The organism is Pseudomonas azerbaijanoccidentalis (assembly GCF_019145495.1).
Lineage (GTDB): Bacteria > Pseudomonadota > Gammaproteobacteria > Pseudomonadales > Pseudomonadaceae > Aquipseudomonas > Aquipseudomonas azerbaijanoccidentalis.
On record NZ_JAHSTU010000001.1, the window covers coordinates 752,453 to 775,808 of the forward strand.

A 23,356-nucleotide genomic window follows, 5' to 3' on the forward strand; every position below is an offset into this window, starting at 1 on the left:
TCCCACAGATTTTTTCGTGCTTACGAAAAACTGTGGCGGCTAGCCTGCCTGGACCGCTGAAGCCAAATCATGCACCGTAATGGTGCAAGCCAACTGTTCGCCCACGCACATCGTTGTGACAGTTCTGCTTCATTTCTTACCAATTTCTCAAAAAAACCTGCACTTCGTCGGTGCGTTCGCCTCGCAATCCGGCACATCCGTACCTCGTTAAACCGATTGTCGAACAATTTTGCCATCTGGCCTCTCCCGCTCTAAGTTCTGGTCTAGGCTCATTTTTGCGGGGCGAAACCGGCCGGTCACAAAGTGGAAAAAAAGTCGAAACTTTTGCCGCACAGGGTCGGTCGACTGAAAGGTAGGTGCGTTGCGACTGGTGCAATCCTTGCAATGGCTAATCCACCCATTCTGCTTCAGCGCATTGGGCAGCGCTTGCTCACTGATGCGTAGCGCGTTAGCGCCCGGCCACAGGGACTGGCCACGAAATACCGTTTGCCAGACCTAAGAACTAGATCAACAACACGGGAGATTCATATGATCAATGCGGCTTTAGATATTCAGGGAGAACGTGCTCACCAGCATGTCGGCGAGTCCAGCACCGTGAGTGCCCCCGCTGCCCAATCGATCAATGTTCCCGGTACCAAGTCGCTGACCCCGGTGGCCAGCCAGAATCCGAACAAGAAAAAAGTATTGTTCGTGACCTCGGAAATCGCCGATCTGGTGAAAACCGGTGGTTTGGGTGACGTGTCCGCCGCGCTGCCGCGGGCCATGGCGCACTTGCACGATGTACGGGTGCTGATTCCCGGTTACCCGCAAGTGCTGCACAGCGAAAATCCGATTCACATCATCGGTGAGCTGGGCGGCCATGCCGCCTTGCCACCGTGCAAGATCGGGCGCATGGACATGCCCGACGGTCTGGTTATCTACGTGTTGATCTGCCCTGAGCTCTACGAGCGTGAAGGCTCGCCATACGGGGCCAACAATGGCCGCGACTGGCCCGACAACCACATTCGTTTCGCCCGGCTGGGTCTGGCCGCGGCCGATATCGCCGCCAACCTCGCGCAAATTCACTGGTGCCCGGACCTGGTGCACGCCCACGACTGGCCGGCCGGCCTCGCGCCCGCCTACATGCACTGGCGCGGGCAACGCACCCCGACACTGTTCACCATTCATAACCTGGCTTATCAAGGCGTGACCAGCCTGGGCTCCTGCCCCGAACTGGGCATCCCCCACCACGCGTTGCAGCAGGAAGGCATGGAGTTCTACGGCAAGATGTCGTTCCTCAAGGCCGGCATGGCCTATTCGAGCCACATCACCACCGTCAGCGCGACCTACGCCCAGGAAATCACTACCCCGGATTTCGGCTGCGGTCTCGACGGTTTCCTCGCCGCCAAAACCCAGCAAGGCTTGCTCAGCGGCATCCCCAACGGCATCGATGAAAGCTGGGACGCTGCCACGGATTCACACCTGCTCTGCCCGTTCAGCATCGGCGACTGGGACGGCAAGGCAGCCAACGCCGCCCATGTGCGCGAGCTGTTTGGCCTTGAAGACTCCGAAGGCCCGCTGTTCGCCGTGGTCTCGCGCCTGGTTTACCAAAAAGGCCTGGACCTCACCGAAGCGGTCTCGGAATACATCGTCAAATCCGGCGGCCAGATTGCAATCATCGGCCGTGGCGAGCCGGAAGAAGAACAGGCGATGCGCGAGCTGGCCTTGCGCTTCCCCGGGCAGATTGGCGTACGCATCGGCTTTAACGAAACCGATGCCCGGCGCATGTTCGCCGGCAGCGATTTTCTGCTGATGCCGTCGCGCTATGAACCTTGCGGCTTGAGCCAGATGTACGCCCAACGTTTCGGCTCTCTGCCAGTGGCGCGCAATACCGGTGGCTTGGCCGACACCATTGAAAACGGCGTGACCGGTTTCCTGTTCGATGAATCCACGGTGGAGAGTTATCAGGAAGCTCTGAGCCGCGCGTTCAAGGTCTTTGCCTTCCCGGGCTTGTTGCATGCCATGCGTTGCCGGGCAATGGCGGCGCCATTCAACTGGTGCAAAGCCGTCGAACCCTATGCCGAACTCTACGAACAATTGGTGGCCAAGGCCTTGGGGAAATCGCACAAACAGTAAGAGGTTTAAGAGATGCCGTTACGGACCCATGAGACCTGGCCCCACGGCGCAATCAAGCTGGACGCAGAACACACGCGATTCGCGTTGTGGGCGCCAGATGCGTTTTACGTCAGTGTCGAACTGGAAAATGGACAGTCCTTGCCGTTGCTGCCTCAGGCTGACGGCTGGTTCGTGATCAACACCCGCTGCCCGGCTGGCACGCGCTATCGCTACAACATCGATGGCGAAATTGAAGTGCCCGACCCAGCCTCCCGTGCCCAGGCCGGCGACATCGACCAACACAGCGTGGTGGTCGATCCGCTTGCCTATCAGTGGCAACACAGCACTTGGTTGGGGCGACCATGGAACGAAGCGGTGATCTACGAGTTGCACGTTGGTGCGCTGGGTGGCTTTGCGGCCGTCGAGCAGCACTTGGTGCGCCTGGTGGAATTGGGTGTGACCGCCATTGAGCTAATGCCCATCGCGCAATTTCCCGGTGAGCGCAATTGGGGTTACGACGGCGTGCTGCCGTATGCGCCCCAGGCTTCATACGGTACACCTGAACAACTCAAGCACCTGATCGACACTGCCCACGGCCTTGGCCTGGCGGTGATTCTCGACGTGGTCTACAACCACTTCGGACCGGACGGCAACTACCTGCATCGCTACGCCAAAAGCTTCTTCCGCGAGGACAAGCACACCCCGTGGGGCGCGGCCATTGATTTTCGTCGGCGCGAGGTGCGGGACTTCTTCATCGAAAACGCGTTGATGTGGCTGCTGGAGTACCGCTTCGACGGTCTGCGGCTAGACGCCGTGCATGCCATCGAAGACCCGGATTTCCTCCAGGAACTGGCGCAACGGGTGCGTCAGCAGATCGATCCGTTACGGCATGCCTGGCTGATGGTGGAAAACGAACATAATCAGGCCAGCTTGCTGGAGCAAGGATTCGACGCGCAGTGGAACGACGACGGCCACAATGCGCTGCACGTGTTGCTGACCGGCGAAACCGACGCCTACTACGCTGACTATGCGCAAAACCCCACCGAACAACTGGCCCGCTGCTTGAGTCAGGGCTTTGTGTTTCAAGGCCACATCAACCGCCACGGCGAGGCTCGCGGCGAACCCAGCGGGCACCTGCCGCCCAGCGCCTTCGTGCTGTTTTTGCAGAACCATGACCAGATCGGCAACCGCGCTTTCGGCGAACGCCTGCATCAACTGACCCATCCCGACGCATTGAAAGCGGCAACGGTACTGTTGTTGCTGTCGCCGATGATCCCGTTGATGTTCATGGGCGACGAGTTCGCTGCCGAGCAGCCCTTCCTGTTTTTCACCAGCCACCACGGCGAACTGGCGCGGTTGGTGCGTGAAGGACGGCGTAACGAGTTTGCAGCGTTCAGCGCGTTTGCTGATCCGCAGACTCGCGAGCAGATCCCCGATCCGAATGCCCCGCAGACGTTTGAAGCATCACGTCCGACGCTGTCAGCCAACGGGCAATCAGCGATCCACACGCTGTACCGGCAACTGCTGCAGATCCGCCATCGGCAGATTGTCCCGAGGTTGCCCGGCGCCCAGGCGCTGGGCGCCAGCGTATTGGCTACCGGTGCCGTAAGTGCTGGCTGGCGGTTGGGCGATGGCAGTCATTTGCGCATCGATCTGAACCTCGGCAGCGCAGCGGTGCCACACACTTTGCCCGCCGACGCTACGTGGCTGTTCGAGCACCCGCCACAGTCAGCCAGGCAGCTGCAACAAGGCACCCTGCCCCCGTATTGCGCGATTGTCAGCCTCACGGCCGCAACCCCTTTGCTACCCCTTGATGGAGAGCGCCAATGAGTGATGCGCAACTTGAAATCCTTGCAAGCCGCGCCGGCCTGGCAGTCGACTGGATCGACGCCAATGGCCGCCCGCAAAAAGTCGCACCCTCCGTGTTGCGCAACGTGCTCACCGGCCTCGGCCACCCGGCCGGCAGTGCCCAGGAAATCGACGCCAGCCTGCAAGAATTGCAACAGGTACAGGAAACCCTGCACCTGCCTCCCTTGATGACCGTGGATGTTGGCAGCGGACTCGATCTGGCTCGCTACTTCCAGCCGCTTACGCCTTGCGAGATCCACCTCGAAGACGGCGCACGCCTGAGCCTGAAACTCGATGCCGAGGCGATTCTGCCGGGGCTGATTCCTGTCGGTTATCAGCACGTCGCCATCGATGGACAAACGTTCACTTTGGCCGTGGCCCCGGAGCGCTGCTACAGCGTCGGCGATGCGGTCGACAGCCCGATTCCGCGCACCTGGGGCCTGAGTGTCCAGTTGTACGCCTTGCGGCGTGCCGGCGACGGCGGTTTCGGCGATACCCAGGCGCTGGAAGATCTGGCGCGGGTCGCCGGTGAGCGCGGTGCCGAAGCCTTGGCAATCAGCCCGCTGCACGCGATGTTCAGCAGCGATACCCAGCGCTACAGCCCTTACTCGCCCTCCAGCCGCTTGTTTCTCAACAGCCTCTACTGCGCGCCGGGGAGCATTCTCGGTGAGCGGGCAATGCGCGCCGCCATTGATGCCACAGGGCTGGGCGCCGAACTCAAGCACCTTGAAGAGCAGCCACTGGTCGATTGGCCCACCGCCGCCGAGACCAAACACAAACTGTTGCAGGCGCTGTACGAGGGTTTCGTGCAAGGCGAACATCCGCTGCACGCCGACTTCAGCAGCTTTCGTCATGCCGGTGGCGAAGCCTTGGAGAACCATTGCCGCTTCGAAGCCATCCAGGAAGCGCGGGCCGCCAATGGTGAAAATCTCGATTGGCGTGAGTGGCCGGAACAATGGCGCAACCCGCGCAGCGCAGCCCTGGCGGAATTTGCCGAAGAGAATGCCGGGCGCATTGGTTTCTTCGCCTTCTGCCAGTGGTTGATCACCCGCTGCCTGGAACGTGCACAGGCCGCCGCCCGCAGCAGTGGCATGAGCATCGGCATGATCGCCGATCTGGCGGTGGGAGCCGATGGCGGTGGCAGCCAGGCCTGGAGCCGCCAGGATGAATTGCTCGCCGCGCTGACGGTAGGTGCGCCACCGGACATTCTTAATCGCACCGGACAGGGTTGGGGCATCTCGGCGTTTTCGCCCGAAGGTCTGGTGCGCAATGGCTTCCGCGCGTTCATCGAAATGCTGCGCGCCAATTTTGCCCACGCCGGTGGCTTGCGAATCGACCACGTCATGGGCTTGCAGCGTTTATGGGTGATCCCCAACGGTGCATCGCCCGCCGATGGTGCCTATCTTTATTATCCGGTTGATGACCTGCTGCGCCTGTTGACCCTGGAGTCCCATCGCCACAAGGCCATCGTCCTTGGCGAAGACCTCGGCACGGTGCCGGACGGCCTGCGGGAAAAACTCATCGCCCGCTCGATGCTCGGCATGCGCGTGCTGTTGTTCGAGCAGGACAACACCCATTTCAAGCCGATCCTCGACTGGCCGGACAACGCTCTGGCGACCACCAGCACCCACGACCTGCCCACTCTCAATGGCTGGTGGCATGGCCGTGACATCGACTGGAATGCGCGCCTGGGCCTGGTCGATGCCAGCGGCGAAATCGAGTGGCGCCAGCATCGCGAGCGCGAGCGCGAAGGCCTGCGCCGGACATTGAGCCAGGACCCGCAGAACTTCCGCGAAGAATCCCACGAGACCGATCAGGTGCTCGATGCCAGCGTGCGTTTCCTTGGTCACACCCGGGCCCCCTTGGTCTTGCTGCCGCTCGAAGACGCGTTGGGTATCGAACAGCAGGCCAACCTGCCCGGCACCATCGACACCCACCCCAACTGGTCGCGACGCCTGCCCGGTTACAGCGAAGCGCTGCTCGATCACCCCGACGCAGCCCGGCGTCTGGAACTGCTCGCCTGCGCGCGACTTCAGGCGGCCGAGCGTGACCAATGAATCAAATGACAATGCTGCCCATACGGGCCACCCTGCGGCTGCAATTTCATAAAGGCTTTACCCTGGACGATGCGGTGCCGCTGGTACCGTACTTCGCCCGCCTCGGGATCAGCCATGTCTACGCCTCGCCCCTGCTGAGCGCCCGCGCCGGCTCGATGCACGGCTATGACGTGGTGGACCCGACCACGGTCAACCCGGAACTGGGCGGTGAGGCCGCGTTGCGGCGCCTGGTCAACGCATTGCGCGGGCACAACATGGGGTTGATCCTCGACATCGTCTCCAACCACATGGCCGTCGGCGGTAGCGACAATCCCTGGTGGCTGGACTTGCTGGAATGGGGACGCTTGAGCCCCTACGGTGAATTCTTCGATATCCAATGGCACTCCTCCGATCCGTTGATGGAAGGCCAGTTGTTGCTGCCATTCCTCGGTAGCGACTACGGCGTGGCCCTGCAGGACGGCACCCTGCCCCTGCGTTTCGATGCGCGGCATGGCGCCTTCCATGTCGAGCACTACGAGCATCATTTTCCGATCTGCCCTTCGGACTACGGTGACCTGCTCAGGGTCGACACGTCGTTGCCTGCCGATCAGGCCGAACAGTTGAAAGCCCTTGCCGATCGTTTCAGCGCGCTGAGCTACCAGACCGATGCCCATAGCCTGGCAATCGCACTAAAAGAAGAACTGCGCACGCTGGCCAGCGAACCCGCGATGCTTGCCGCCATCGAACAACAGTTGAGCGCTTTCGACTCGAAAACCACCAGCGGCTTTCAGCGCCTGCATAACTTGTTGGAACGCCAAAGCTATCGCCTTGCCAGTTGGCGCACCGCCGCCGACGACATCAACTGGCGGCGCTTTTTCGACATCAATGAACTGGGTGGGCTGCGCGTTGAGCGCCCGGCCGTGTTCGAAGCGACCCACGCGAAAATTTTCCAACTGGTGGCCGACGGCTTGATCGACGGCCTGCGCATCGATCACATCGATGGTCTGGCCGACCCGAGGGGCTATTGCCGCAAATTGCGGCGGCGTGTCGATCGCCTGTTGCCGGGCCGGCATCTGCCGATCTATGTCGAAAAAATTCTTGGCGAAGGCGAGCACCTGCACCGCGACTGGTCCGTGGACGGCACCACCGGTTACGAATTCATGAACCAGTTGTCGTTGCTGCAACACGATCCTCAAGGTGAGCAGACCTTGGGCGAATTGTGGCAGCGGCACAGCGAACGCCCTGCGGATTTCCGCCAGGAAACCCAGCTGTCGCGTCAACAGATTCTCAATGGTTCCCTGGCCGGCGATTTCGAAAGTGTCGCCCAGGCCTTGCTGCAAGTGGCCCGCGACGACCTGATGACACGCGACCTGACCCTCGGTGCAATTCGACGGGCGTTGCAGGCGTTGATCGTGCATTTCCCGGTGTACCGCACTTACATCAGCCCGCTCGGGCGCTCGGCCGAGGACGAGCGGTTTTTCCAGCAGGCCATGGACGGTGCACGGCAGACACTGGGCGAAGCCGACTGGCCCGTGCTCGATTGCCTCGCCGGTTGGTTGGGAGGCGAGCCGTGGCGCAAATGCCCGCCGGGTCGCCAGCGCAAACGGCTCAAACATGCCTGCGTCCGGTTTCAGCAATTGACCTCACCCGCGGCAGCCAAAGCCGTTGAAGACACCGCGTTCTATCGTTCGGCCGTCTTGCTGTCGCGCAATGACGTCGGCTTCAGCACCGAACAATTCAGCGCGCCGCCGGCTGAGTTTCATCAAGCCTGCATGGATCGCCTCGCCACGTTCCCGGACAACTTGTTGGCCACCGCCACCCACGACCATAAACGTGGCGAAGACAGCCGCGGGCGCTTGGCTGTACTCAGTGAGCGCAGCGCCTGGTATGCCGACCAGATCGGGCTGTGGCGCGCCCTCGCCCGCCCCCTGCGCAACGACGATCAAGTGCCCTCGGCGGGTGATGAACTGATCGTCTATCAGGCGCTGCTCGGCAGTTGGCCGCTTGAGTTGAAGGCCGATGATCAGCCGGCCCTGGAGGCCTACGCCCAACGTCTGTGGCAGTGGCAACAAAAAGCCCTGCGGGAAGCGAAATTGCAGAGCAGCTGGAGCGCGCCGAACGATGCCTACGAACAAGCGATGCAGGCTTTCATCCACGACCTGTTGTTGAAGCCTGAGGGCGAGTTGCTGCGCTCGGCGCTGGGCAAAGCCGCGCAAGCCATCGCCGTGCCCGGCGCGCTCAACGGATTGGCGCAAACCTTGCTGCGCATGACGGTGCCGGGGGTGCCGGATCTCTATCAGGGCAACGACTTTTGGGACTTTTCCCTGGTCGACCCGGACAACCGCCGTGCCGTGGACTACGCCAGCCGCCAGCAGGCCTTGCAGTCTCACGCGGACCTGCCCGACCTGTTGGCCAACTGGCGCGACGGGCGCATCAAGCAAGCCTTGATTGCGCGCACCTTGAACCTGCGTGCCGAGCACGCCGAGCTGTTTCGACGGGGGACGTACCAGGCTCTGGAAATCACGGGCAGCCACGCTCATCGAGTGCTGGGGTTTGTACGGGAACTTGAGGGCACGCGGGTCATTGTGGTCGTACCGATCCGTTGCGCGCCCTTGCTGGAAAACAGTGCCGTCCCGCAGGTGAGCGCGCCGCAGTGGGGCGATACGCGGATTCACTTGCCATTCGTGAGCGCTGACGAAAATTTGAAGGGACTTTTTTCTGGCACCGCAGTCACAAAAAACAGGGAGCTGTTGATCAGCTCTGCGCTGGGGGACTTCCCGGTCAATCTCTTTATCCAAACTACCGACACTTGAGTTCAGTTCAGGAGCATTGCGATGAGTACCGACGATAAACGCATCCGCGAGTTTGCCTATCAGATCTGGGAGTCAGAAGGAAAACCCGAAGGCCAGGAATCCCGGCACTGGGAAATGGCGCGCAAGTTGGCTGAAGCCGAAGCGTTGGCGCCAAAAAAACCGGCAAAAGCACCGGCCAGTAAACCTGCAGTCAGCAAGACCGCCAATGGCAAGGCAGGCGAAAGCAAAATCGCCGCGCCCAAGCCCAAGACCAAACCGGCTGCGGCATCGTCCGTTATCCCGCCAGGGGAAAAAGCCGCCGAGAAAAAGCCACGCGCCGCACGAAAACCGCCTGCGGTCTGACTGTTTCGCCATAGCCCTGAATGACTGCGTGGCGAGCACTGCTCGTCACAAAAGGTGCGTTTGCCACGTAAAAACTGTGGGAGCGAGCTTGCTCGCGATTGCAATGTCACATGCAACCTTGATGTCGACTGACGCTCCGCCATCGCCAGCAGGCTTGCTCCTACAGGTTCTGTATCCGTTTTCTCCATTGCAGGAGCACTTATGACCCGCGCCAAAAAAGACACGCCAGCACCCCGCGCCGAGCCCTCGCGAATCCGTGAAGGTCTGCCCTTTCCGCTGGGTGCGACCTGGGATGGTCTCGGGGTCAATTTCGCGTTGTTTTCCGCCAACGCCACCAAGGTCGAACTGTGCATTTTCGATGATGCGGGTGAAGTGGAACTCGAACGCATCGAACTGCCGGAATACACCGACGAGATCTACCACGGCTACCTGCCTGACGCCCATCCGGGGCTGATCTACGGCTACCGCGTCTACGGCCCGTATGACCCGGCCAACGGTCATCGCTTCAACCACAACAAGTTGCTGATCGATCCGTATGCCAAACAATTGGTGGGCCAATTGAAATGGTCCGAGGCATTGTTCGGCTACACCATCGGCCACCCCGACGCTGACCTCAGTTTCGATGAACGCGACAGCGCGCCTTTCGTGCCCAAATGCAAAGTCATCGACCCGGCGCACACCTGGGGCCATGACCATCGTGTCAGCGTGCCGTGGGACAAGACGATCATTTATGAAACCCACGTGCGTGGCATCAGCATGCGCCACCCTTCCGTCCCCGAGAATGTGCGCGGCACCTTCGCCGGGTTGATGGTCGACGACGTGCTGGAACACATTCGCAAACTCGGTGTGTCGACCGTGGAGTTGCTGCCCATTCACGCCTTCGTCAACGACCAGCACCTGCTGCACAAAGGCATGACCAATTACTGGGGCTACAACAGCATCGCCTTTTTCGCGCCCGACCCGCGTTACCTGGCCAGCGGCAAGATCGCCGAGTTCAAGGAGATGGTCGCGCACCTGCACGAAGCCAATCTGGAGGTGATCCTCGACGTGGTCTACAACCACACCGCCGAGGGCAACGAACAAGGCCCGACCCTGTCCATGCGCGGCATCGACAATGCCTCTTATTACCGCCTGATGCCGGACGACAAACGCTTCTACATCAACGATTCCGGCACCGGTAACACCTTGGACCTGAGCCACCCGTGCGTGCTGCAAATGGTCACCGACTCCCTGCGCTACTGGGCCTCGGAAATGCACGTCGACGGCTTCCGATTTGACCTGGCGACCATTCTGGGGCGCTACCACGATGGTTTCGATGAACGCCACAGCTTCCTCGTGGCTTGCCGCCAGGATCCGGTGCTGCGACAGGTCAAAATGATTGCCGAGCCATGGGACTGCGGCCCCGGCGGTTATCAGGTCGGCAACTTCCCACCGGGCTGGGTCGAGTGGAACGACAAGTTTCGCGACACGGTGCGTGCTTTCTGGAAAGGGGATGACGGCCAACTGGCCGACTTCGCCAGCCGCATGACGGCCTCCGGCGAGATGTTCAATCAGCGGGGGCGTCGGCCGTATTCTTCGGTGAACTTCGTCACCGCCCACGACGGTTTCACCCTCAACGACCTGGTGTCTTACAACGACAAACACAACGAAGCCAACGACGAAAACAACCAGGACGGCAGCAACAACAACCTGTCCTGGAACCACGGCGTCGAAGGCCCCACCGATGACCCGCAGATCAACGAACTGCGCCATCGGCAAATGCGCAATTTCTTCGCCACGCTATTGCTGGCCCAGGGCACGCCGATGCTGGTGGCTGGCGACGAGTTCGCCCGCACCCAGGACGGCAACAACAACGCCTATTGCCAGGACAGCGAAATCGGCTGGGTCAATTGGGACCTGAGCGAAGACGGCAAGGCGCTGCTCAAGTTCGTCAAACGCCTGATCAAGTTGCGCCTGGCCTACCCGATCCTGCGCCGCGGACGCTTTCTGGTGGGTAATTACAACGAAGACATTGGCGTCAAGGACGTGACCTGGCTGGCGGCGGACGGTACGGAAATGACCACCGAGCATTGGCACGATGCACACAATCGCTGCCTGGGCATGCTGCTCGATGGCCGTGCGCAGGAAACCGGCATTCGCCGTAAAGGCGCCGACGCGACCCTGCTGCTGGTGGTCAATGCCCATCATGACATCGTCAACTTCCTGCTGCCGGAAGTGCCTGACGGCGGATTCTGGACCTGCATGATCGATACCAATCAGCCGTCGATCCGTGGCCAGGAGCGTTTTGAGTTCGGCCACGAATATTCGGTTACCGGCCGCTCGCTGCTGCTGTTCGAGTTACAGCATGAGGAAGAGGAGTAAAACGACCTGCAATGTACCGTTTGGATAAAAAAGTGCCACTCATGACCCTCGGACGCGACGAATAACGTGACTTGAGCAATACTCGATGCGCGGCCTTCCAGGGTTTGGAACGCCGCGCATTGTTATCCACCCGCCCTCACGGGTCATCCGTGCCTGCCTGTTGCCGGCATCGCGCATGACTGAAGGCGAAACGAAACAAGGACGTACCTCATGAAACCTGTTTCCCTCAGCGAAAGCAGCCTGCCAGCACAGATCTGGAACAGCGCCCTGCAACTGGACAACATTCCGGTCATCAGCACGCAATCCCTGGTCCCTCCCGGGGCTCGCGCGGTGGTGATTGCCCCGCATCCCGGTGATGAGGTGGTGACCTGCGGCGGTTTGTTGCAACTGCTCAGCTCAATGGGCCATCCCTTGCAATTGATCTCGGTGACCGATGGCAGCGCCAGCCAGCCGGGTTCACAGCAGTGGTCGGAAAAACGCCTGAGTGTGTTTCGCTCCCAGGAAAGTGTCGAAGCCCTGCGCCGACTCGGGTTGCCGATGCACAGCCTGAAATGGATTCGCGGTGGATTTACCGATAACACCCTGGCCGAGCACGAGCTGGAACTGACTCGTTTCATCGCTCGCTACCTGCGCCCCGCCGACGTGGTGTTCAGCACCTGGGCCGCAGACGGCACCCGTGACCATGATGCCGTGGGCCGCGCCAGCGCCCAGGCAGCGAGCGTCGCCGGAGCGACGTTTAACGAAGTTCCGGTCTGGGCCTGGCACTGGCCAGCGCGAGATCGCGAACTGATTCCCTGGCATCGCGCACGCAAGCTGCGCCTGGACACGTGGACGGTCGCCCGTAAAAGCCACGCTACCCATGCCTACGCCAGCCAGCTCGACGGCGAACCCGCCATCGGCATCGCCCCCCTGCTGCCGCGCATCCTGCTGGAGCGAATGCGCCTGCCCTATGAAATCGTATTTGTCTGAACCCATAGCAGCCGCCGCCATGGCAGCAACGCAACCGCGTTCTCCGGTTTTACGACTGCTGCGCAGCCGAACGCAGCCTTCGGCAGCTGCTACAAATACTGCGTCGACGAATTGATATGAACTGCGCGCGCGCCCATCAGTCGCATACATAAGCCATTCGGATTCAGAGGAGTGAACGTGACCACCCATTCCAAGTCGCAGACGGCCGAATCGGTGCCGTTGACCAGTCCACCGGCCATTCATCGGATGCGTGTGTTGACGGTCAATACGCACAAGGGATTCACCGCGCTGAACCGACGTTTCATTCTCCCGGAACTGCGTGAAGCCGTGCGCAGCACCTCGGCGGATCTGGTTTTTTTGCAGGAAGTTGTCGGCGAGCATGATGGCCACTCCTCCCGCTACAACAATTGGCCGCAAACCTCGCAATACGAGTTTCTGGCGGACAGCATGTGGAGCGATTTCGCCTACGGTCGCAACGCCGTCTACCCCGACGGCCACCACGGCAATGCCCTGTTGTCGAAGTACCCGATTCGCGAATACCGCAACCTCGACGTTTCCATCACCGGCCCGGAGCGTCGTGGCTTGCTGCACTGTGTGCTCGATGTACCCGGGCATGCCGAGGTCCACGCGATTTGTGTCCATCTCAGTCTTTTGGAAAGCCATCGCCAATTGCAGCTGCAGTTGCTTTGCCAATTACTCGAATCCCTGCCTGACGAGGCGCCTGTGATCATCGCCGGCGATTTCAACGACTGGCAGCTGCAAGGCAACGCCGCCCTCGCCCGTCGCGACTATCTGCACGAAGCGTTCGAACGCCACCATGGCCGTCCCGCCAAGACCTACCCTGCACGATTTCCGCTACTGCGTCTGGACCGGATTTACTTGCGTAATGCCAGCAGCCACGACCCGAAAATACTCGGGAGCAAGCCGTGGACACACCTGTCGGATCACTTGCCGCTCGCGGTGGAAGTTCGACTCTAACCTCACAAATGCTCTGTTTTGAGCCTTACCTGTCATTTGTGTCAGTAGCTTCATAAAGCACGTGCTGCTACGGTCAATGGGTCCGTAACGATCTTGTTACGAACTTGAGACTCACCGTAGCCGCCGTTGCCGAAGATGCCCAACACGGGAATCAAGCTCGCTGATGCTGTCTCGCAACCCGCGCTACCCCAGGTTTCTGCTGCCTTGCCACTTTTGGCTGGACGCAGTTTTGCCACCGGATCACACGCGGGGGAACTTGCATGACGTGGACTACCGACCTGCCCAAATATCGTTACAGCGCCTGTGCGTTTTCCATCTGGCTGTGCATCGGCTGGACCCCATCCGCTCAGGCGGCATGCACCTTCACTCCCACTGCCGGTAACGACACGCATGTGTGCGACAGTGGAACCGGCGTAGCGCTGAGTGATCTGGCGGGCAACAACACTTTGAACCTACCCGTCAATGGCACCGGAACGATCAATGGCAACGCGACGTTCGGCGCCGGGACCGACACCATCAATATGGATTCCGGTCGAATCGTGGGCATCGTCAATCAGGGTGATGGCGCTGATGTTTTCAATATCAGCGCGGGTCAGGTGACGGGTGCCGTCAACCAAGGCAATGGTATCGACAACTTCACCATGACCGGCGGCACTATCCAGTCCCTGGCCCAAGGCGACAGCCGCGACTTCTTCCTGATGACCGGCGGCACGATAGTCGGTGCTTTCGAGGACGGCGACACCGCCCGAATGAGCGCAGGCACCATCGGCCGGGTCGACATGAAGCTTGATAACAATCTGTTCGACCTGTCTGGCGGGCAGATCCTTGGCAACCTGGTCACCGGGTTCGGCACCGACACCATCATCGTTTCCGGCGGCAGGATTGGCGGCAACATCAGCGTCAGCGGTGGCAACGACAGCATTACGGTCACGGGCGGCGAAATCGTCGGTGAGATCCGCGCCAGTACCGGCAATGACACCTTCGTCTGGGACGGCGGCGGCATCATCCGATCAGCCATCCTGCTGGAGGACGGCAATGACAACGCGACCTTGCGTAACCTGACCGAAGCTTCACTGGCCCAAACCCCAAGCATCAACGGCGGCAATGCTGTCGATCTGCTGACATTCGATCACACCACCTCGGCCGGTACCGGTCGCTACATCAATTGGGAAACGGTCAACCTGAGCAATGGCTCGCAGTTCGACGTCGACGGTCACTTCGTGCTCGGCGACAGCACCTCTGGCAACGGCGTGTTCAACATCGACAGCAGCAGCGTCATCACGTCGTCCCAAGGCAGCATTACGCCCTTTACGGCCGGCCAGCTTGCCACGCTGAACAACGCCGGGATCATCGACCTGAGCAGCGGCAACACCCGCACCAGCGACACTCTGACGGTGCAGGGCAATTACGCCGGCAACGGCGGCCAGTTGTTCTTGCAAAGTACGCTGGGCGATGACAGTTCACCGAGTGACAAACTGGTGGTCAACGACGGCACCTTGACCGGTACCACCGCGATCACAGTCAGCAATCTGGGCGGTGCCGGTGCAGAAACCCTGCAAAACGGCATTCAACTGGTTCAGGCCCAAGGCACTGCTGTCAGCAGCAGTGACGCTTTTACCCTCAGAACGCCGCTATCGGCCGGCGCCTATGATTACGTGCTGTACAAGGGCGGTGTCACGGCTGGCAGCGAAAACAGTTGGTACTTGCGCTCTGCCGCCGTGGCGGTGCCGCTGGTCGCGGTGCCCAACCCTGACCCGACGCTACCGCCGATTCTGGTACCGCTGGTGGCGACTCCAGTGGCGGCTGCCGGTAGTCCCCCGGCGCCGGTTCCTGCGCCCGGATCTGCACCGATCCCTTTGTATCGCCCCGAAGTGCCTACGTGGTCAGTGCTGCCACCCGCTGCGGCACAGTTGACCCTGAACGCCCTCGGCACCTTCCACGATCGTCAGGGCGACCAGCGCCTCCTGACTGAGACGGGTGTCTTCGGTGCAGGATGGGGCCGGGCTTATGGCAAGAACTTCGAGCAGACCTGGGCCGGTACGGTCACACCAAAAATCGACGGTTCGCTGAATGGTTTCCAGGTCGGCAATGATCTGTTCGGCTCGCAACTGGCCGGCGGGCAAACCCAGCGCACCGGGTTCTTCGTCGGCCACAGCCGCTTGAAGGGCGATGTCGATGGCTTCAATCAGGGCTTCGAAGACAAGCGCGCCGGCAAAGTGGAACTTGAAGGCGACAGCGTTGGGGCTTACTGGACGTTGACCGATCAAGACAATGCCTACCTCGATGCCGTCGCGATGTACACCTGGCTCAGCGGTGACAGCCATTCCGAACGCGGCCTCAAACTCGACAACGATGGGCACGCCCTGACCCTTTCCCTGGAGGCCGGGTATCCGTTTCCAGTGGCGAACAACTGGGTGGTCGAACCCCAGGCGCAAATCATCCATCAACGAATCGACCTCGACAGCCAGAATGACGGAATCTCGAATGTGGAGTTCGATTCCGATCCGTCCTGGACCGGTCGCATGGGCGCGCGTCTCAAAGGTCGCTACGACGTCAGCGGTCTACCCCTGGAACCCTATCTGCGGGCCAATCTGTGGCACACCTTTTCCGGCACCGATACGGTCACTTTTGCCGGTACCACCGATATCGATACCGAACAGCAGTCATCCTGGGCTGATCTTGGCATTGGCGCGATCCTCACCGTCGCACCCCGCGTCAGCGTGTACGCCAATGTCGACTACAGCAGCAATATCGACAGCAATCAGCAGCGTGGCATGGCAGGTAACTTCGGCGTGAGGTTGAGCTGGTAACCTCCGAGCAAAGGCTCTAGATCGTGACTTTTTTGACGATTTTTCAAATAAACAAGCACTTAGAGAGGCGCCGTAAATCAGTCACTTATAAGCGCTAAATTAACCCTACCATTTATCGGCCATTTTCTTGACGCAGTGGCAGGGGTCTTCTTGACTTCACCGTACTACCCCCGGAAATACAATCAGGGGCAAGCCCCCAAGACACCCGCGTATACGGGCGGCCCCCGGCTTGCCCCCTTCCATTCGGTCGCCCCTCATTCGGGGTAGGAGAGACGCCAAGGCGAGTACGGCATGCGATAGCAAGGTAGAACCCCCATGAAAACTTCACTCACCCAACAAGAGATCAAAGTCACTTTTTGCACTGTCTCGAGTTCACTCCTGCTGTGCTCCTCCATGGAAGTACAGGCCCAACCGGCCGAGGACGAAACGACGCCCTGGTATCGCCAGGACGTGCCGGTCCTCACCCTGCCCGCACTCGCCACCCGATACCCTGGCCGCTTCAGCCCCATCGCCGATACGCGAAGTAGCCAACTGACCACCGAAGACGCCACGCCCTACACCTGGGACCAGATCTACGGCCAAGCTTCGCGCCAGGCGCAAACCGATGTGCTGGCCCAGGGGTTCACGATCCCGGGCTCTGGCGAACTCAAAAGCCCGGCGATCCTCACGCTGCAAAGCAGTAGCGGCCATACCCAACGGGTTGGCCTGATCGGCGGCACCAGCCAGTATCAAGGCAACAGCAACGGCCTGCTGACTAACCGCGCCATGTCCGACTCGCACAGCGACACCCTCAACCTGCAAGGCCAAAGCCTCGGCGCTTACTACAGCTTGACGGGGCCGCAAGGCTGGCACGTTGATCTGTCGGCCAGCGGTGGGCGGGTCAATGGCTTCAGCCGCAATGAACAAGGGGCCCGCCAGGCCACCGAAGGCAGCGCGGTGACGTTATCGGTTGAAGGCGGCTTCCCGATCGGCATCAGCGAAAACTGGGTGGTCGAACCCCAGGCTCAGTTGATCAATCAGCGCATCACCCTGGACACGCCGTATGCAGGCTCGGGCAATGCGTCGTCCAGCGATCTGACATCGTGGAGCGGCCGGGTCGGTGCCAAGTTGAAAGGTAGCTACGACATCAACGGCCTGCCCGTCGAACCCTATGTGCGGACCAACTTGTGGCATACCGTATACACCGGCAATACCGTGACCCTTGATGAGGTCGACAAGATCAGCAGCAGTCGCAAATCGTCGACGGTCGAACTGGGTTTGGGTTTGGTAGCGCGGGTGACCCCGGCGGTGAGCTTGTATGTCAGCGCCGATTACAGCAGTGATGTGGATGACAACGATTTGAACGGGATCATTGGTAGCCTGGGTGTGCGGATGCGGTGGTGAGGATCAGGCCTCAAGAGATGTATGGACCGGGCTGACGCCATCGCGGGCAAACCCGCTCCCACAAGGAACACCTCGGAACCTGTGGGAGCGGGCTTGCCCGCGATTGGAGCGACCCGGTTATGGATCAGCCCTGCGGACTTAACATCAACACCGCCAACGGCGGCAAATTCAGCACCAGCGACAACGCTTGCCCGTGGCTCGGCGTTTCCTCGGTAAAGGCTCCACCACTGTTGCCATAGTTGGACCCGGCATAGGTAGCCGAATCGCTGTTGAGCAACTCGGTCCAGCGCCCGGCAAATGGCACACCGATCCGATAAGCCTCACGCGGCACCGGGGTGAAGTTGGCAACCACCAACACCGGTTTGCCGTCCTTGCTCCAGCGCAACCACGCGTAGACGCTGTTGATCGCATCGTCACCGATCAGCCACTGGAAGCCTTGCGGCACATCGTCCTGCTCATGCAGCGCCGGCTCTTCACGGTAAAGACGGTTGAGGTCGCCGACCAGTTTCTGCACGCCTTTGTGTTCGGAGTATTGCAGCAGGTACCAGTCCAGTTGCTGGTCGTGGTTCCACTCCCGCCACTGGCCGAACTCGCAGCCCATGAACAGCAGTTTCTTACCAGGATGCGCCCACATGAAACTCAGGTAGGCCCGCAGGTTGGCGAATTTCTGCCAGCGGTCGCCGGGCATCTTGTCGATCAGCGAATGCTTGCCGTGCACCACTTCGTCGTGGGAAATCGGCAGGATGAAGCGCTCGGACCAGGCGTACACCAGGCCAAAACTCAGCTCGTTATGGTGATGGGCGCGGTACACCGGGTCTTGCTGGATGTAATGCAGCGAATCGTGCATCCAGCCCATGTTCCATTTGTAGGCGAAACCCAGCCCACCCTGCTGCGTACTCTGACTGACGCCGGGCCACGCCGTGGACTCTTCGGCGATCACTAGCGCCCCTGGCGCCTCCAGCGCCACCACGTCATTGAGATGACGCAGGAAGTCGATCGATTCCAGGTTTTCCCGACCGCCATGGCGATTGGGTACCCACTCGCCGGCCTTGCGCGAGTAATCGCGGTAGAGCATCGACGCCACCGCATCGACCCGCAGGCCATCGATATGGAAATGCTTGAGCCAGTGCAGCGCCGAAGCCAGCATGTAGCCGTGCACTTCGGTGCGCCCGAGGTTGTAGATCAGTGTGTCCCAATCCTGGTGAAAGCCTTCCTGCGGGTTGCCGTACTCGTACAGCGCTGTGCCGTCGAATTGTGCCAGGCCATGGGTGTCGGTGGGAAAATGCGCGGGCACCCAATCGAGGATCACACCAAGGTCGGCCTGATGGCAGGCATTGATGAACGCGGCAAACTCGTCGGGTGTGCCATAGCGCGCACTTGGCGCGAATTGCGACAGCAACTGATAACCCCACGAACCGCCGAACGGGTGCTCCATGATCGGCATCAGTTCGATGTGGGTGAAGCCCAACTCTTTCACATAAGGAATCAGCCGTTCGGTCAGTTCCGGCCAGGTGTACTGGCGGGCCACTTCGCCGAGGTCGTCCAGTTCACATTGCCAGGAACCGGCATGCAATTCGTAGATCGACAACGGCGCTGACGAACGCTGACGCTCGCCGCGTGACGACATCCAGTCCTGATCCTGCCAGTCGACCTTCAGCGGTGACGCCACTTTTGAGGCGGTGTCCGGTGGCAGGCTCGTAGCCAGCGCCATGGGGTCGGCCTTGAGCGGCAGAATGCCGTCCTTGCCGAGGATTTCGTATTTGTAGGCCTCACCTGCTTGCAGGCGCGGGATGAACAACTCCCAGACCCCGGTCGGATGGCGCAAGCGCATCGGATGGCGGCGCCCGTCCCAGACGTTGAAGTCACCAACCACCGACACGCGCCGGGCATTCGGCGCCCATACTGCAAAACGCACACCCTCGACGCCGTCCACGGTTTGCAATTGCGCGCCCAGCGCACTGCTCAAATCGCGGTGATTGCCCTCGGCGAACAGGTACAAATCCATGTCACCCAGCAACGGGCCAAAGCTGTAAGGATCTTCAGCGGTTTGTTCGCCACCGGCCCAGCGCGTGCGCAACAGGTAAGGTTGCGCACGTTCGAAATGACCAACGAACAACCCCGGTGTCTGCGTCGCCTCAAGGGGACCGAGCTCCTCCCCGGACTCCTTGGCGACCACTTGCACGCTCAGGGCGTCCGGCAGGTACGCCCGAATGAATTGCCCACCGGCGCCATCGCCGTGGGGGCCGAGAATTGCAAAGGGATCGTGATGCTCGGCGCGCACCAGTGCATCGATGTCACGCGCCTTGGGCAGCAGTGCTTCTTTGTGATGATGCCCCTGTTCCTTGTTCGAGAAACTCATGACTACTCTCCACCAAGATCGGAAAAGGGTTTAAGCCCACTCAATAATCCATATAAACCGTGCAATGGCACGGGCAGCCAACCGGGACGATTTTCCGCCTCGTAAGCCACTTCATACGCCGCCTTCTCCAGACCGAACAACGCCAGTGCAGCGTCCTCGCCTTCAGGATCTTGCCATGCATGGCCAAGCGTAGCTGCCGCCAGCCGATAAGCGTCGACAAATGCCTGTCTGGCTTCATTTGAGTAGCGCGACGCCACTCGCTCGCGAGCCGCTTGAGCCTGAGCCGTGTTATCCACGTTGTGCACATTGATGGTCATGGCCGCTGCATAGTCGAAAGAACGCAGCACGCCGCTGACATCCTTGTACGGGCTGTGCTTGCCCCGTCGTTCAGGCAGCGGTCGTGCCGGTTCGCCTTCGAAATCGATCAGGTAGGCGTCACCCTTGATCACCAGCACCTGGCCGAGGTGCAAGTCGCCATGCACGCGAATCCGCAGGCCACCGGCGGTCTTCTTGGCCAGTTCCTGCACATGGGCGAGAATGGCTTTTTTGTTGTCGAGTAAACGGCTGACCAGGGTTTTGTCCGCCAGGTTCAGTTCGCTTTGATGTTGCTTGAGTAACTTCAGTGCATGCTCGATTTGTGCAGTGACGTCCTTGGCCGAAGCCAGCGCCTCTTTTGCCGTGGTGACGTGCGGATCGAAATCCGGGTTGTCACTCGGCGTCGCCAGCACCTGGTGCATTTCCCCCAAACGCTGGCCAAGCATCGCCGCAAAGTCCTTCAACTCGCCCAAAGCGTTGTAGTGCTGTTCCTGTTCGGACATGGCGTCCGCCAGTTCATCGCGCAACGCCCGTTCGAGATTGTTCTGCGTCCACTCCCAGGCATCGCCCTGATTGCTCAGGTAGCCTTGGGCGATCATCAGCAAGTTGTCGTCGCCTGCCGCGTCCCGGCGAACCACGGCGCCGAGCAACGGCGAAATATTGCTGAACCCGGCGGCGGTCAGGTACGCGCTCATTTCAAGTTCCGGGTGCACGCCCGAGGCCACTTTGCGGATCAGCTTGAGCACCAGGCTGTTGCCCACCACCACCGAGCTATTGGATTGCTCGGCAGACAGATAACGTACCTCTGACTCCGCCGTCAGCCCCAGTTTGGCCAGCTCGGGGGTCGGTTCGAAGCGAATTTCACCCCCGTCCGACGGCAGCACGGTGTTGTGGTGCATGCCCTGCAATACGGCACGGATAAAGCTTTCCAGGCTGAAGGCATCGGTGATCAAACCGACCTGCGGACCCCGACGTACACGGGACAACGCCAGTTGCTGGGGCAATGCCGCGCCGACCTGGTCTTCGGCGATGAAGCCGAACGGCAATTGGTAACGGCTGGTCTGCCCACCGCTGGTGACTTCGATTTCGCTCAGCAACACCGGATGCTGGGCATCGCCAAACCGCACACCGTAGGCCAGTTTGACCTGATCGATAGCGGCGTCCTTGCCAGCAAACCAGCGGCGATTCTGTAGCCAGCTGGGCAGAATGCTTTGTTCCAGCGTGCCCCGTGACGGCGCTTCGAGCAATTCCTCCATGCGTTTCTTCAACACCAGCGTGGTGAAGTCCGGCAGGCTTTGCGCCGGTTCCACGTGCCAGCTCGGCATCTGGTTTTCGGCGGCGAGGCCGAACCAATAGAAACCGTAAGGCGCCAGGGTCAGGAGGAAATTCAACTGGCCGATCGGCGGGAAGGCATTACCGCCCAACATCTCCACCGGCACCATGCCGACGTAGGCCGACAGGTCCAGCTCCACTGCCTGGGCGCTGCGCGAAACGTTGGCCACGCACAGGATGATTTCGTGCTTGCCGTCAGGCCCCGTGTATTCACGGGTGTAGGCCAGCACCCGGCGATTGGTCGGCGAGAGCATTTTCAGCGTGCCACGGCCAAATGCTTTGGATTGCTTGCGCACGGTGAGCATGCGCCGGGTCCAGTTCAACAGCGAGTGCGGGTCGCCGGCCTGGGTTTCGACGTTGACCGACAGGTAGCCGTATTGCGGGTCCATGATCGGCGGCAAGACCAGGCTGGCCGGATCGGCGCGGGAGAATCCGCCGTTACGGTCAATCGACCACTGCATCGGCGTGCGCACGCCGTCGCGGTCGCCGAGGTAAATGTTGTCGCCCATGCCGATCTCATCGCCGTAATACAGGGTCGGCGTGCCCGGCATCGACAGCAGCAAACTGTTGAGCAGTTCCACGCGGCGACGGTCACGCTCCATCAGCGGCGCCAGTCGACGGCGAATCCCCAGGTTGATCCGCGCCCGACGGTCGGCCGCGTAGTAATTCCACAGATAGTCGCGCTCCTTATCGGTGACCATTTCCAGCGTCAGCTCATCGTGGTTGCGCAGGAAAATCGCCCATTGGCAGTTCGCCGGAATTTCCGGGGTCTGACGCAGAATATCGGTGATCGGAAAACGGTCTTCCTGGGCCAGCGCCATGTACATGCGCGGCATCAGCGGGAAGTGAAACGCCATGTGGCATTCATCACCGTTCAGGCCTTTCTTGTCGGTGTCGCCGAAATACAGCTGGGTGTCTTCCGGCCATTGATTGGCCTCGGCCAGCAGCATGCGGTCCGGGTAATTGGCATCGATCTCGGCGCGGATCTGCTTCAGGACGTCGTGAGTTTCGGGCAGGTTTTCGTTGTTGGTGCCGTCACGCTCGATCAGGTACGGAATCGCGTCGAGGCGCAAACCGTCGATGCCCATGTCCAGCCAGTAGCGCATTACCGAGAGCACGGCTTTCATGACCTGCGGATTATCGAAATTCAGGTCGGGCTGATGAGAATAAAACCGGTGCCAGAAGTACTGCCCGGCCACCGGATCCCAGGTCCAGTTGGATTTTTCGGTGTCGAGAAAAATGATCCGGGTGCCGTCGTATTTCTGATCGTCATCGGACCATACGTAGAAATCCCGCGCCGCCGAGCCTTTCTTGGCTTTGCGCGCGCGCTGGAACCAGGCGTGCTGGTCGGAGGTGTGGTTGATGACCAATTCGGTAATCACCCGCAACCCGCGTTTGTGCGCTTCGGCAATGAAGCGTTTGGCGTCGGCCATGGTCCCGTAGTCGCTGTGCACACCGCGGTACTCGGCGATGTCATAGCCATCATCGCGGCGTGGCGACGGGTAGAACGGCAAGAGCCAGATGGTGTTGACGCCCAGTTCGGCGATGTAGTCGAGTTTGGCGATCAGGCCGGGAAAGTCGCCGATTCCGTCGTTGTTAGAGTCGAAATAGGATTTGACGTGAACCTGATAGATCACCGCGTCCTTGTACCAGAGCGGGTCTTTGATGAATGTGGCTGCCTTGGGTTTCTTCGCCATTTGAAACTCCTGATGAATT

At 60.5% G+C, this 23,356-nt stretch carries 12 protein-coding genes; 10 read left to right on the plus strand and 2 right to left on the minus strand.

Going from position 1 to position 23,356, the window contains the following annotated elements; all coding sequences use genetic code 11:
- The first annotated feature begins 528 nt into the window (after positions 1 to 528).
- The 10 genes from glgA (at position 529) to KVG88_RS03250 (ending at position 17,634) form a co-directional block, all read left to right on the plus strand.
- Entirely contained in the window at positions 529 to 2,115 is a 1,587-nt protein-coding gene (glgA, locus tag KVG88_RS03205) for a glycogen synthase GlgA (RefSeq protein ID WP_217870304.1), read from the plus strand.
- A 12-nt stretch (positions 2,116 to 2,127) separates the two neighbouring features.
- Complete coding sequence (treZ, locus tag KVG88_RS03210; RefSeq protein ID WP_150700563.1) at positions 2,128 to 3,924, plus strand: malto-oligosyltrehalose trehalohydrolase; 1,797 nt, start codon at positions 2,128 to 2,130, stop codon at positions 3,922 to 3,924.
- Positions 3,921 to 5,999 (plus strand): 4-alpha-glucanotransferase, encoded by a 2,079-nt coding sequence (gene malQ / locus KVG88_RS03215; RefSeq protein ID WP_217870305.1) that lies wholly within the window; start codon positions 3,921 to 3,923, stop codon positions 5,997 to 5,999. Before treZ ends, malQ begins: the two co-directional genes overlap by 4 nt.
- On the plus strand, positions 5,996 to 8,791 hold the full coding sequence (locus tag KVG88_RS03220; protein WP_217870306.1) for a malto-oligosyltrehalose synthase: 2,796 nt from the start codon (positions 5,996 to 5,998) through the stop codon (positions 8,789 to 8,791). Before malQ ends, KVG88_RS03220 begins: the two co-directional genes overlap by 4 nt.
- 21 nt (positions 8,792 to 8,812) lie before the next feature.
- Entirely contained in the window at positions 8,813 to 9,133 is a 321-nt protein-coding gene (locus KVG88_RS03225; RefSeq protein WP_150700566.1) for a DUF2934 domain-containing protein, read from the plus strand.
- Between the two features lie 201 nt (positions 9,134 to 9,334).
- Positions 9,335 to 11,494: a glycogen debranching protein GlgX gene (gene glgX, locus KVG88_RS03230; protein WP_150700567.1), complete on the plus strand. Its 2,160-nt coding sequence runs from the start codon at positions 9,335 to 9,337 to the stop codon at positions 11,492 to 11,494.
- 210 nt (positions 11,495 to 11,704) lie between these two features.
- A complete protein-coding gene (locus KVG88_RS03235; protein WP_217870307.1) occupies positions 11,705 to 12,463 on the plus strand; it encodes a PIG-L deacetylase family protein in 759 nt (252 codons plus the stop codon).
- Positions 12,464 to 12,709: 246 nt separating this feature from the next.
- The gene (locus tag KVG88_RS03240; RefSeq protein WP_225933876.1) at positions 12,710 to 13,441 is read left to right on the plus strand and encodes an endonuclease/exonuclease/phosphatase family protein; all 732 of its coding nucleotides are present in this window, start codon (positions 12,710 to 12,712) and stop codon (positions 13,439 to 13,441) included.
- Positions 13,442 to 13,701: 260 nt separating this feature from the next.
- Entirely contained in the window at positions 13,702 to 16,251 is a 2,550-nt protein-coding gene (locus KVG88_RS03245; protein ID WP_217870308.1) for an autotransporter family protein, read from the plus strand.
- A gap of 315 nt (positions 16,252 to 16,566) precedes the next feature.
- Complete coding sequence (locus KVG88_RS03250; RefSeq protein WP_150700571.1) at positions 16,567 to 17,634, plus strand: autotransporter domain-containing protein; 1,068 nt, start codon at positions 16,567 to 16,569, stop codon at positions 17,632 to 17,634.
- Positions 17,635 to 17,758: 124 nt separating this feature from the next.
- On the opposite strand, the gene glgB is transcribed toward KVG88_RS03250, so the two are convergent.
- Positions 17,759 to 19,993, minus strand: coding sequence for a 1,4-alpha-glucan branching protein GlgB (gene glgB / locus KVG88_RS03255; protein WP_217870309.1), 2,235 nt, complete (start codon positions 19,991 to 19,993; stop codon positions 17,759 to 17,761).
- Between the two features lie 2 nt (positions 19,994 to 19,995).
- Complete coding sequence (gene treS, locus KVG88_RS03260) at positions 19,996 to 23,337, minus strand: maltose alpha-D-glucosyltransferase (protein WP_217870310.1); 3,342 nt, start codon at positions 23,335 to 23,337, stop codon at positions 19,996 to 19,998.
- Positions 23,338 to 23,356 lie beyond the last annotated feature (19 nt).